We start from the raw sequence: 12,981 nt of genomic DNA, 5'->3' as shown, positions 1-12,981 counted from the left end.
ATGACACCACCGCGATCGGTGGCCGCTTTGAGACGTCGCCGGGAGCGGCGACGCACCTGTTTCGCTTGACCTGCACCGTGCCCGGAAGCGTGCCTCCGGGCATGGGGATTACTTGACCGCGCAGTCCACCGCGACGTCGGCTTCGTTGAGGGCGCCCAGCGCGATCTTCGACACCGCCAGATCCAGTGCCGCACCGCTTTCGATGCTGGCGACCTGAGTCAGTTTGGTGACGTCGGCACCTGCCTTGGCAAAGCACTTGAGCGGGATTCCGACCACCTTCCACTGGCCTTGCGGCAGTGTGGCCAGGGTCTTCTGCGCATCGACGCGACCGCCGCACTTGTCGCCGCAACCCACACCCAACCACACCGGCGCGGTTACCGCGCTGTCGCGGCGCACGGTCAGCTGCAGCTGCACATCGCCGTTGCTCTCACGCGAGACATCCACCGGCTTGCCGGACACCAGCAGCACGCTGGCGGTCTTGGCACCGGACCACACCAAACGCCGTGCGTCTTCCTGCGCCTTGTGGTCGACCGCGCTCATCTTCAGGCTGCCGTCGGACAGGCCCACCGGCAGCGTGGTCGCCGGCATGTTGGCCTGGCCCGCGTTGGACAGCTGCATCGCAATGCCGAGCGCCGGCTTGCCGCGCACGAAATACACCCCGCCCACCGACTGCTCGCCGGACACGCCGGAGTCTTCCGGCAGTGCAGCCAGGTCGCCCTTGTCGGCGTAGGTCAGACCGAAACCGAACTTGAACTGCGGGTCGTAATCCTTCTGGCCCACGTTGTTGGCGAACTGCACCGCGGTCTTGGGCCAGGAGAAGCTAAGCTTGCCCTTGAAGTCGTTCTGCACGCTGCCATCGGCCTTGCGCAGCAGTACGTCGGCAATGCCCTCGCCTTCCGAACCCGGCAGCCATGCAGCGACGAAGGCATCGGCCACGTTGATGTACTGGTTCATCCACAGCGGACGGCCGCTCAGGAACACCGCCACCACCGGAATGCCTTCGGCCTTGAACTTCTTCAGCAAGGCCAGCTCGCTGTCGTCGCCCGGCTTGTACAGCAACGTGGCGATGTCGCCCTGGAATTCGGCGTACGGGTTTTCGCCGAACACCACCACCGCCACGTCCGGCTTGGTCTTGTAGGCGCCATCCACGGCCAGCTCGGCGGTGCCGCCGGCGGCCTTGATCTGCTTGTCCAGACCTTCCCAGATGGTGTTGCCGTTGGGGTAGTCGCTGCGCTTGGTGCCGGTGCCCTGCCAGTTCAGCGTCCAACCACCGGACTGCTTGCCCATGTCGTTGGCGCCATCGCCGACCACCAGCACACGCTTCTTCGGATCCAGCGGCAGGATGCCGGCCTGGTTCTTCAGCAGCACCAGCGACTCGCGCACCGCCTGACGGGCGATGGCGCGATGTTCCGGCGCGCCCAGCAATTCGTACTTGCCGCCGAGCGGGCGCTTGGACGGCTTGCCGGCTTCGAACAGGCCCAGGCGCAGCTTGACGCGCAGGATGCGGCGCACCGCATCGTCCAGGCGCTCGGCCGAAATCTGGCCGGACTTCACTGCCGCCAGTTCGGTGTCGTAGATGCCCTTCCAGCTGTCGGCAGCCATCGCCATGTCGACGCCGGCAATGAACGAGGCCGGGCAGTTTTCGTTGGTGCAGCCCTTGACCTGGCCCTGGCCGTTCCAGTCGCCAACCACGAACCCACCGAAGTTCATGCGACCCTTCAGCACGTCGGTCAGCATGACCTTGTTGCCGTGCATCTTTTCGCCATTGAAGCTGTTGAAGGAGGCCATCACCGTCTGCGCGCCGGCCGCAATCGCCGGCGGATAACCGGCGGCGTGGATGTCGCGCATGGTGGCTTCGGACACCTTGGTGTCGCCCTGGTCCTTGCCGTCGGTGGTGCCGCCGTCGCCGACGAAATGCTTCACCGACGAAATCACGTGGCTGGCGTCCAGAAACTGCGGGGTGCCCGGGGTGCCCTGCACGCCCTCGACCATCTTGCCGGCGAAGCTGGCCACCACATCCGGCGACTCGGAATAGCCTTCGTAACTGCGGCCCCAGCGGTCGTCCTGCGGCACCGCGACGGTGGGCGCGAAGGTCCACTCCATGCCGGTGACACGGGTTTCGGCGGCGGTCACTTCGCCAATTTTCTTGATCAGCTCCGGATTGCGCGTGGCCCCTAAGCCGATGTTGTGCGGGAACAGCGTGGCGCCGACGATGTTGCTCTGGCCGTGCACCGCATCGATGCCGAAGATGATCGGAATCGCGTTGCCGCCCTTGGAGGTGTCCATCGACGCCTCATAAAAGGCGTCGGCCAGCTTCAGCCATTCGGCCGGGCTGGCGTTGTACTTACCGCCGGGATCGGAGTTGCCGCCGGCCAGCACCGAGCCGAGGCGGTACTTGCGCACATCGTCCGGGGTCAGGCTGGCGATGTCGCCCTGGATGGTCTGGGCGACCTTCTCTTCCACGCTCATCTTGGCCATCACGTCGGTGACGCGCTGCTCCAACGCCGCATCCTGCGCAAACGGCCACTTCGGCGACGGCCACTGATCCGGATGGATGGTGGTGGATGCCTCGGCAGGCGCCGCGGCCGGCGCGGTCTTGCTGGCCTCGGCGGTGGCGTCCTTGCCTTGGCAGGCGGCCAGCATCAGCACCGCCGCAGCGGTAGCCAGAGAAAGGGCGCGGCGCGCGACGGGCGCGGCGGTACGGCGAAGCAGCTTGTCCAAGATCCGGGTCTCCAGGGTGGTTCTCCCACGGCGATGCGTTGCGCCGCAGGCCATTAGGCGGCGTACGCTTGCGTGATTCCCCTACCCTGTCAACCACGCTCGCCCGTATGCCGAATGACGGCCCACTTATTGGCCGGGGCTATAGCCTTGGAATACCGACAGCACCTGTCAAACCACGGAAAATCGCCAAATCCAGCGCGCCGCTTGGCCTTGGCCTATCTCGCACTTTGCTGCATCGCACCACCAGACTCGGACCGCACTGCGCAGGCGCCACGCCGCGTAGCGGACCGGTCGCGTCCGCTTTTCGCGCGGCATCCGAACCGACGCCAACGGGTGAGCTCGCCGTCAAACAACTGTCATATTGCGGGCCTAGCGTGACTCGCTTGCCGATGCGCCGTTGCCCATCGTTGATCGTTGTCTTTGCCTGGAGTTCCGATGTCCGCCTCCCCCGACCCCTCCCGTCGCCGCCTCATGCAACTGCTGGCGGCCGTTCCCCTGTTGCCGCTCGGCAGCGCCAGCGCCGCCGCGCTTCAGCAACTTGGCGGTGCCGCCATGGCCGCGCGTCCGTTACGGCCGTCGGAAACCCCCACCCGCCTGGTCTCGGCCACCTTCCACGGCATGCCTGCGCCCAGCCTGGCCAACCCGGCCGCGATGGCCACCACCACGGTGGGCTCGTCGCTGACCGTGGCCCGCAGCGACGGCAGCACCCAGCGCTATGCATTGGCCTACCACCCGTTCTTCGTCACCGGCGATCAGGTGCCCGACGGCAAGGGCGGCACCGTGCTGGCTGGCGGCTATTACGACATCCAGCACCGGCCCATCATCGACCGCTCCAAGCCCGGTGCCGAGCGCCCGTTCTTTTCCGACTGCCCGGACGGCTCGTCGCTGCTGACCCTGCCCGATGCCAAGGTGCCCGGGGTCAAGGGCAATCACGTGTTTGCGGTGGTGCAGTTCGAATACACCACCCGCGACCAGGCCGGCAACGACACCAACCGCCATCTGCCCGCGCCGATCGCGGTGCTGACGCTGGACCAGGATCCGGCCACCGGCAAGCTGTCGCTGGTGAAGTACCACAACGTCGACACCGCGCCGGTGCACGGGCTATGGACCACCTGCGGCGCCAGCCTGTCGCCGTGGAATACCCATCTGTCCAGCGAAGAGTACGAGCCCGACGCCACCGCACTGGCCGGCAATACCCAGTTCCGCAGCTACAGCACGCATCTGTATGGCGACCCGAACAAGGCCAACCCGTATCACTACGGCCACCTTCCCGAAATCACCGTGCATCCGGACGGCACCGGGAGCGTGCGCAAGCACTACTGCCTGGGCCGCATCTCGCACGAACTGGTGCAGGTGATGCCCGACCAACGCACCGTGCTGATGGGCGACGACGCCACCAACGGCGGGCTTTTCATGTTCATCGCCGACCGCAAGGCGGATCTATCGGCCGGCACCTTGTATGTCGGCAAGTGGCACCAGACCTCTGGCATCGGCCCGGGTGCGGCCACGCTGAGCTGGATCAAGTTGGGTCACGCCACCAGCGCCGAGATCCAGGCGATGGCCGACCGCCTCACCGCCGACGACATTCTCGACGTGCACCTGAGCGACCCGGGCGATGCCAGCTTCACCAAGATCCCGTTCAACGGCACCTTCAACTGGATCCGCATCAAGCCCGGCATGGAAAAGGCCGCCACGTATCTGGAAACCCACCGCTACGCGGCATTGGCCGGCGGCAGTCTGGGCTTTACCAAACTCGAAGGCACTACCGTCAATGCACACGACAAGGTCGCTTACATGGCGATGTCCTACATCGTCACCAGCATGCTCAACGGCTCGGGCGACGTGAAGGTGCAAGGCCCGGAATCCGGCGCGGTGTACGCATTGAATCTACGTGGCGGCCAGCGCGACAGCCACGGTGCGGCGATCCACAGCGACTGGGTGCCGATCGACATGGCCGCCCCGGCCGCGCTCACCGGCCATGACCTGGCCAGCGCCGACACGCTGGGCAATCTCGCCGACCCGGAACGCCTCGCCAACCCGGACAATCTCAAGTTCTCCGAAGCGCTGCGCACCTTGTTCATCGGCGAAGACAGCAGCCTGCACGTCAATAACTTCCTGTGGGCCTACAACGTGGACAGCGGCGCGCTGACACGCGTGCTGTCGGTGCCGGCCGGGGCCGAATCCACCGGGCTGCATGCGGTCGACCAGATCCACGGCTGGACCTACGTGATGAGCAACTTCCAGCACCCCGGCGATTGGGAAACCCCGCTGCACGACACCGTCAAGGCCACCCTGGACCCGCTGGTGCGCGCCAATTACAAGAACCGCTTTGGCGCTGCAGTGGGGTATCTCACCGGAGACCCGGTGGCGGTGCAATTGAGCAAGGCGTAAACGCAAGTTGTCGTCGCTCGCAGTGCTGGCAAAGCGCTGCGAGCGGCGTCGTCTTTCTGTCGTTTCAACTATGCGATGGACGACGGACGCTTGCGCGAGGGCGCGCTGGTGTGCGGCTATCTCATGCGGACAACGTAGTGCGTCGAATCCGATCCATCTGTATTTTTGCAATTCGGCAACCTGCATTTCTGCAATTCGGCAACGCGTTTGTTCTAACACACCGATGCCTGTCGAGGCTCGGAGATCGGCGCCCGTCTGTGCAATCGCGGCCTGCCTGCGGCACAGATGTTGAGCGACTGACACAACGTAGCGAGCACTCGCCTAGTAATGAATGCAGGGGTGTTGCACGCTGCAGATCATTCGCTCTGTTTTTTGATCCATCCGACTGTCTCATTCCATCCAGACACAAGATGAAAAAGCAGCCACGGATCTAAGTGGTAGAGGCGTCTAGATACAGTCAAAAGCTGAGTGAGTCGAGGGCACGGTGCCCTCACCGCTCGCGGGACACGCCGTGAATCCGTCCGTGGAGGCTCGGTGGCGGCATCCATGCCGCCACACGGTCCCGCAAGCGGTGAGGACACCGCACCACAAAGTTAGTCGGTTGCTTCTTTGAAAGCTTATTGGTGGCTCGGCTTGCGTTGGAAAGCTAACCGAAACCACGGTGATCCAAACAACATACATCGCGCATTGCTTGCACCATGCGGACCGACATTCCCGACTGGTCCTTGCCCGCCCACCGTCGCGGGACCTTACGCGGCATGGATGCCGCGTAAGAGCCTCCAGGGACGGATTCACGGCGTGTCCCGCGAGGGTGGGCGGGCAAGGGCCCTGCAGCCAGGCAGCAGATCAACCGGCCTGCGGTAGACCGGTGTGACGTAGTTTTACTAGCCACTCTGATGTTCAACGCATGCGTTGCGAATCAGGCAGGGAACTCGCGCAGCCCCACCCGGGTGCACGCTTCAAGACACGCGGCGCATTTCCAGTGCTGCCATCACAATGGGCTTGGCCCATTCCGGTACCTGTGCCAGCTCTGCGGGCGTCTGCGGGTAATGCAGACCGGCCCGATCCAGTTCCAGTACCAGCAGCGGCTCGGCCTGCCCGGATGCATCGGCAGCGGCGCTGTTGTCGTAGACATGCAGCACCGCCAGATGCGGCAGCAAGGCGATCAGATTGGCGCGCGAGGCATCGAAGCGCTCGCGGATCTTGTGCTCGGCGATCGCATGGCCGCCGCCGGCGACCCGCGCTGCAACGCGTTCGATATGCAATTCCACCGTCGACAAGCCACAGAACCAGACTGCCACCGTGTGCCGTTCGCAGGCCTCGCGCAGCAAGCGCGGGATGGTGGTCGCGCCCAGCGTGGTTTCGAAGGCGTAATCGCTGCCGTCCGCCATTGCCTGGCGCAACCGTCGCACACCTTCCTGCCAAGCCTGGGCATTGGCATCTTCCAGCGGCCAGCCCTGCTCCACCAGTTGCCGGGTGAAGGCATCCGGGTTGAACCAAGTGGCGCCGTCTTCCTGCAGCAAGGTGCCCAGCAGCGAACTCTTGCCGGCGCCGTTGACGCCGGCCAGTACCAGAATATGTCCCATCGATCAGAGCGACGGACCCAAGGGAATCTTGCGGCCACGGCGTGCGGGCTTGGCGATCACCGGTCCCAGCACCGCGCCATCGGTGACCGCGGCAAGATGCGCGTCGAATCTGACCTGCAAGGCCTGCAGCGACTGCGCGCGTGTGGCCGCATCGGCAAGCGCGCTGGCCTGCCGCACCAGCTGCCGGTATTCCTCCGCATCCACCACCACCGCTTCGGGGTGATTGTGATTGGTGATGACCACCGCGCCGTGGGTGCGCACCTTGCGCATCAGGCTGGGCCAGCCCTTGATCTTGATGTCGGCCGCTGGCGCTTTTTCGAGCTCGGGCAAGTCCTGATGACGGGACATGGGGCGGTCCTGCGATGTGAGTGAGCCCAGGCTACGCCAAAATACCCATTTTGGGAAATTTGTCCATTTTTGGACTATTCCACGCCCAACCCAACACAAGAGCGGCTAAAAACCGTAGTGGGCAGTCATCAGGTGGGTGCAAACGGCGCACTCAGAACTAAGACCGACGAGTACCCAGCACCGCCCGCGCCCGCCTGGCGGCGAACCCAGTCGTCTTGTTAGCTGCCTAAATTGAAACGAGGCCCGCAGGCCCCGTCGCTTGACGCTACAGCTGTGCGGCGGCTCAGCCGCGCAACTTGCTCAGCAGCTCGCGCGTCACCGGGTCGGCGACGTCGGCCGACTCGCCCTTCAGTGCCGGCAGCAACTGGCTGGCCAGTTGCTTGCCCAGCTCCACACCGAACTGGTCGAACGCATTGATGCCCCACATCACCGACTGCACGTAGACGCTGTGCTCGTACATCGAGATCAATGCGCCCAGCGCCTGTGGAGTCAGCGCATCGAGCAGAATCACCGTGCTCGGGCGACCACCGGGATAGCTGCGGTGCGGGTCGCTGCTGTCCTGACCATTGGCAAGTGCTTCGGTCTGGGCCAGCACATTGGCCATCAGCGCCACGTGGTTTTCCGCGTATGGATCGTCGTTGTGCACGGTGCCGATGAAATCGGCCGGCACCACACTGGTGCCCTGGTGCAGCGCCTGGAAAAAGCTGTGCTGCACATCGGTGCCCGCACCGCCCCACCACACCGCCACGGTGTCGCTGTCGACCGCAGAGCCATCGAGCTTGACCCGCTTGCCCAGGCTCTCCATCACCAGCTGCTGCAGATACGCCGGCAGCAGGGCCAGGCGCTGGTCGTAGGTCATCACCGCATGCGTGGCGCTGCCGAGCAGGTTGCGGTTCCACACCGCGGTCAGGCCATGCAGTACCGCGACGTTTTCTTCCAGCGGCGTGCTGAGCGCATGCGCATCGAACTGCGCGGCGCCTTCGAGCAGTTGTTCAAAACGCGCGAAGCCAATCGCCAGCGCAATCGGGAAACCGACCGCCGACCACAACGAATAGCGCCCGCCAACCCAATCCCACATCGGCAACACGCGGCTGGGTGCGATGTCGAAGGCCTTGGCCGCGCGTTCGGGGTTGGCGCTCACTGCAAACAGGCGCTCGCTGCCGCCCAACCAGGCATGCAGGATGCCGCCGTTGAGCAGCGTTTCCTGGGTGCCGAAGGTCTTGGAAATCAGGATGCCGGCGGTGCGTGCCGGGTCCAGCGTGGCCAGCGTGCGCTGCATGGCGGCGCCATCGACGTTGGAGACGAAATGCACGCGGAAGCGCACACCTGTCACCGGACGCAATGCATCGGCCACCAGACGCGGGCCCAGGTCCGACCCACCGATGCCGACACTGACGATATCGGTGACGTCGGTGGCTTCGAGTTGCTCGATCAACGCACCCATGCGCTGGCGCACTTCCGCAGCGGTGGCATAGGCCTCGGAGGCCACCGGCGCGTCGGTCAGATCGCCACGCAACGCGGTATGCAATGCAGCGCGCTGTTCGGTGACATTGACCTGCTCGCCACGAAACAGGCGCTGGAAGGCACCGGCCAGATCGCGCTCACGCGCGATGGCAAACAGTGCATCGAGCGCGGCGCGGTCGTACTTCTGGCGCGCGAAATTGAAGTACAACGGACCGACTTGCCTGGCGTACTGCGTCGGCCGTTCCGGCTCGGCGGCAAGCAATGCGGGAATGGCAGCGCCGCGCAGGCGCTGAGCGTGGGCGTGAAGCGCGTCGAATCCGTTGGTCTGTGTCATGCGGCCTGCGTGGGGATGCTGTGGTTGGTATGGGTAATCTTGTTGGCTCCGTCAACATATACCAGAGTGGGCTTGAAGGTTTCCGCTTCGGCTTCGCTCATGCTGGCGAATGCAGCAACAATGATCAGGTCGCCCACCTGCACGTGACGTGCGGCACCGCCGTTGAGCGACAGGATGCCGCTGCCTTCTTCGGCACGGATGGCATAGGTGCTGAAGCGCGCACCGTTGGTGACGTCCCAGATATGCACCTGTTCGAACTCGCGGATGCCGGTCGCATCCAGCAGCAGCCCGTCGATAGCGATCGAGCCTTCGTAATTGAGCTCGGAATGGGTGACGGTGGCGCGGTGGATCTTGGTTTTGAGCAGGGACAGGTGCATGGACGCAGGCAACAACGAAAGGAAAGCGGGTATTTTAGCGGAAAGCGCCCGCGCTCACCCGGGTGCCGCGCGGCCGCTGGTGAGGGCTTCAGGCGGCGGTGAAGCACGCCCTCTGGCGGGCCGGACGCGCCCATGCCCATCGCTCAGCGCGGGCGCACGCGGCGGCCTGCGCGGCGTCAGAATTCCAGGTTGTCGATCAGCCGCGTCGTGCCCAGGCGTGCAGCGATCAAGGCGACCCGCGCTCCGGCATTGCTGTCGCCCGGTTCGTTCAGATCGGGCAGGCGTACCACCGCGTAATCGACCCGGAAACCGGCCTGCTCCAGCGCCTGGGTGGCGCGTTCTTCGACCTGCGCACGCGGCGTACCGGCGGCATAACTGTCGCGCATCTGCAGCAGCACCTTGCGGATCTGCGCCGACACGGGCCGATCCTCGGCCGACAGATACTGGTTACGCGAACTCATCGCCAGGCCGTCGGCTTCGCGCACGATGCTGCCGCCCAGGATCTCGATCGGAAATGCGAGGTCGGCCGCCATCTGCCGGATCACCGCCAGCTGCTGGTAATCCTTCTTGCCGAATGCGGCCACGTCCGGCTGCACCTGGTTGAACAGCCGCGCCACCACCGTGCAGACGCCATCGAAATGCCCCGGCCGGCACACGCCTTCCAGCACATCGCTGACGCCGGGCGCGTGGACCGGCGTGGCCAACGCGGTGCCGAGCGGATACATCGTGTCCACGTCCGGCAGCCACAGCGCATCGCAACCGGCGTCTTCCAACCCACGCAGGTCGGCCTCGGGCGTGCGCGGGTAGCGGGCGAAGTCTTCATTGGGCCCGAACTGGGTCGGGTTGACGAACACGCTCGACACCACGCGGTCGGCATACTGGCGCGCCAGCATCACCAGCGAATAATGCCCGGCGTGCAGGTTGCCCATGGTCGGCACCAGCGCCACGCGCAGGCCTTCGCGCTTCCAGCCGGTGACCAGAGCGCGCAAGGTGGAAAGATCGGTAATGGTCTGGATCATGCGGCGTACGCGTGCTCTGCATCGGGGAAGCTGCCATCGCGCACGGCCTGCGCATAGGCACGCACCGCGCCGGCCACCGAACCGCCTTCGGCCAGGAAATCCTTGACGAACTTGGGACGGCGATGGCCGCTGTCCAGGCCCAGCATGTCGTGCATCACCAGCACCTGGCCATCGCAGCCCGGGCCGGCACCGATGCCGATGGTGGGCACGCTGAGGTCGGCGCTGATCTGCGCGGCAATCGGCGTGGGCACGCATTCCAGCACCACCAGGCTGGCTCCTGCGTCGACCACCGCCTGCGCATCGCGGCGCAATTGCTCGCCGGCTTCGCCGCGGCCCTGCACCTTGTAGCCGCCAAACCGCAGCACCGATTGCGGGGTGAGCCCCAGGTGCGAACACACCGGGATCTCGCGCTCAACCAGATAACGGATGACATCGAGTTTGTGCCCGGCGCCTTCGATCTTGACCATCTCCGCACCGGCCTGCAGCAGCAAGGTGGCGGCATCGAGCGCGCGCTCGGGCGTGGCATCGGCCTGGAACGACAGATCGGCCACCAGCAACGCCCGCTCCAGCACGCGCGCGACCGCGGCGGTGTGGTAGACCATATCGGCGGTGGTCACCGGCAAGGTGGAATCGTGCCCCTGCACCACCATGCCGAGCGAGTCGCCGACCAGGATCAGGTCCACGCCGTTGGCGTCGAAGCTGCGCGCAAACCCGGCGTCGTAGGCGGTCAACATGACCAGTTTTCGACCCGCCCGTTTGGCCTCGGCCAGGGCGGGCACGGTCCAGGGCTTGCTGTCGGCGTGGCTGCTCATGAAGTCATTACGTGGGGTGATAAGCCGCTCATTATCTACCCAATCGGCTCCAGCCCGCAGACATCGATGGCCTGCAATGCGTGCCGCACTGTTCCATGACCTGGAATGATCGCCTCCGGCGCCAGCTCGGCCAGCGGCAGCAGCGCGAAGCCGCGCGCGTGCAGATGCGGGTGCGGCACCTGTAGCTGCGGCAGGTCGATCACCTGGTCGGCGTACAGCAGCAGGTCCAGATCGAGCGTGCGCGGACCCCAGCGCTCGCCGGCCCGGCGCTCACGTCCGAACGACTGCTCGATGCCGAGCAAGCCCTCCAGCAGCGGCAGCGGCGCCAGCGCGGTGCGCAGCTGCGCCACGGCATTGAGGAAGTCGGGCTGGTCTTCGCGGCCCCAGGCCGGCGTGCGGTACAGGCGCGAAGCGGCAATCAGCGTGGACTGCGGCAGCGCGCCAAGCGCAGCGATGGCCGCGCGCACGCTGGCCTCGGCCGGGCCCAGATTGGCACCCAGGCCGACAAAGGCGGTGTGCATGCCCTACTCGCCTGCCGCAGCGCCGGTGCGACGACGACGGCGGCGACGCTTGCGCGGCGCACCCTCGTCGCCATCGTGATCGGCCTGCGCCGATTCGATCGCATCGACCAGCTCCTGGCCCGACGATTTTTGCGCCTCGCGCCAGAACTCCACATCGGCCGCATGATCGGCCGACGCGAACTGACGCAACACCAGAAAATCGAACGCCGCGCGGAAGCGCGGATGCGACAAGGTACGGAACACGCGCTTGCGTTGACGCGACGAGAAGCGCGTCTGCAGCAACCAGATTTCCTGCATCGGCAGCGAGAAACGGCGCGGCAACGCCACCCGCTCGAGCTGGTGCAAGGTGACCCGGTCGGCGGCGCGACGCTGGGCGTCTTCCGGCTGCACGCCCTGTGCCTGCAGTGCCATCAAGGTGCGGCAGAACGCCGGCCACAGCAGCAGCGCAAACAGGAAGGCCGGCGACACCGGCTCGTCGTTGGCCACGCGCGCATCGGTATTGCGCAAGCCTTCCAGCACCATCGCGCGCAATGCGCCGCTACGGTTGGATTTGAGCGCCGCCGCACTTTCGGGGAACAGCGCGCCGAGCAGGCCGTAACGCTCAAGACCTTCGAAACTGGCCACGCCGTGCCCGGACAGGAACAGCTTGAGAATCTCTTCGAACAACCGTGCCGGCGCAGCTTCGGACAACAGCCCGGCCAGGCGCGGGATCGGCTCGGCACTGCCGGCTTCGATCTCGAAATTCAGCTTGGCCGCCAGGCGCACCGCACGCAGCATGCGCACCGGATCTTCCTGGTAACGCAACTCCGGGTCGCCGATCAACTTCATCAGCCGCGCTTGCACGTCTTCGAAGCCACCGCAGTAATCGCGCACCGAAAAATCTTCGATCGCGTAGTACAGGGCGTTGCAGGTGAAGTCGCGGCGGATCGCATCGTCTTCGATGCTGCCGTAGACGTTGTCGCGCACCAGGCGGCCGTTATCCAGCTCGCGGTCGCCGCTGCCATCGTCGATGTTGGCGCGGAACGTGGCCACTTCGATGATCTCGCGGCCGAACACCACATGCGCCAGACGAAAGCGGCGGCCGATCAACCGGCAATTGCGGAACAGCGCCTTGACTTCTTCCGGCGTGGCGCTGGTGGCGACGTCGAAGTCTTTGGGGTGTCCGCCGACCAGCAGGTCGCGGACTGCACCGCCGACCAGATAGGCACCAAAGCCGGACTCGCGCAGGCGATACAGCACGCGTAGCGCGTTGGGGCTGATGTCCTTGCGCGAGATGGTGTGCTGATCGCGTGGGATGACGCGCAGCGTGAACGGGGATGTAACTGAGGGTTCGATGATGGCGCTTCCGTCTTGTGTTGCAGGATTGCCCAACGGCTATTACCTCACTATACTAGCGCGCTGCACAAGA

General features: G+C 65.4%; 10 protein-coding genes. 1 reads left to right on the top strand and 9 read right to left on the bottom strand.

Going from position 1 to position 12,981, the window contains the following annotated elements; all coding sequences use genetic code 11:
• Positions 1 to 108: 108 nt before the first annotated feature.
• Entirely contained in the window at positions 109 to 2,721 is a 2,613-nt protein-coding gene (locus ACCQ06_RS10460; RefSeq protein WP_316692283.1) for a glycoside hydrolase family 3 protein, read from the bottom strand.
• A 435-nt stretch (positions 2,722 to 3,156) separates the two neighbouring features.
• On the opposite strand from ACCQ06_RS10460, the gene ACCQ06_RS10455 reads away from it, so the two are divergent.
• Positions 3,157 to 5,112: a PhoX family protein gene (locus tag ACCQ06_RS10455; protein WP_316692281.1), complete on the top strand. Its 1,956-nt coding sequence runs from the start codon at positions 3,157 to 3,159 to the stop codon at positions 5,110 to 5,112.
• A 959-nt stretch (positions 5,113 to 6,071) separates the two neighbouring features.
• Here the strand turns inward: ACCQ06_RS10455 and ACCQ06_RS10450 are convergent.
• From ACCQ06_RS10450 to pcnB, 8 genes are all read right to left on the bottom strand, one after another.
• Positions 6,072 to 6,698 (bottom strand): ATPase, encoded by a 627-nt coding sequence (locus ACCQ06_RS10450; protein ID WP_316692280.1) that lies wholly within the window; start codon positions 6,696 to 6,698, stop codon positions 6,072 to 6,074.
• A 3-nt stretch (positions 6,699 to 6,701) separates the two neighbouring features.
• A complete protein-coding gene (locus ACCQ06_RS10445) occupies positions 6,702 to 7,046 on the bottom strand; it encodes a type II toxin-antitoxin system Phd/YefM family antitoxin (protein ID WP_104616908.1) in 345 nt (114 codons plus the stop codon).
• A 283-nt stretch (positions 7,047 to 7,329) separates the two neighbouring features.
• Positions 7,330 to 8,844, bottom strand: a complete 1,515-nt coding sequence (pgi, locus tag ACCQ06_RS10440) for a glucose-6-phosphate isomerase (protein WP_316692277.1) — start codon at positions 8,842 to 8,844, stop codon at positions 7,330 to 7,332.
• Positions 8,841 to 9,221, bottom strand: coding sequence for an aspartate 1-decarboxylase (gene panD / locus ACCQ06_RS10435; RefSeq protein ID WP_104616906.1), 381 nt, complete (start codon positions 9,219 to 9,221; stop codon positions 8,841 to 8,843). The genes pgi and panD overlap by 4 nt, the downstream gene beginning before the upstream one ends.
• A gap of 176 nt (positions 9,222 to 9,397) precedes the next feature.
• Positions 9,398 to 10,240, bottom strand: a complete 843-nt coding sequence (gene panC, locus ACCQ06_RS10430; RefSeq protein ID WP_104616905.1) for a pantoate--beta-alanine ligase — start codon at positions 10,238 to 10,240, stop codon at positions 9,398 to 9,400.
• Complete coding sequence (gene panB / locus ACCQ06_RS10425) at positions 10,237 to 11,052, bottom strand: 3-methyl-2-oxobutanoate hydroxymethyltransferase (RefSeq protein ID WP_228324831.1); 816 nt, start codon at positions 11,050 to 11,052, stop codon at positions 10,237 to 10,239. The genes panC and panB overlap by 4 nt, the downstream gene beginning before the upstream one ends.
• A gap of 35 nt (positions 11,053 to 11,087) precedes the next feature.
• Positions 11,088 to 11,573, bottom strand: a complete 486-nt coding sequence (gene folK / locus ACCQ06_RS10420) for a 2-amino-4-hydroxy-6-hydroxymethyldihydropteridine diphosphokinase (protein ID WP_104616903.1) — start codon at positions 11,571 to 11,573, stop codon at positions 11,088 to 11,090.
• Positions 11,574 to 11,576: 3 nt separating this feature from the next.
• Positions 11,577 to 12,944 carry a polynucleotide adenylyltransferase PcnB gene (gene pcnB / locus ACCQ06_RS10415; RefSeq protein WP_104611311.1) on the bottom strand — a complete coding sequence of 456 codons (1,368 nt, stop codon included), beginning with the start codon at positions 12,942 to 12,944 and terminating at the stop codon, positions 11,577 to 11,579.
• Positions 12,945 to 12,981 lie beyond the last annotated feature (37 nt).

This window comes from Xanthomonas sp. NCPPB 4467 (assembly GCF_041475665.2).
Taxonomy (GTDB): domain Bacteria; phylum Pseudomonadota; class Gammaproteobacteria; order Xanthomonadales; family Xanthomonadaceae; genus Xanthomonas; species Xanthomonas dyei.
This window is presented reverse-complemented; position numbering and strand designations above follow the sequence as displayed.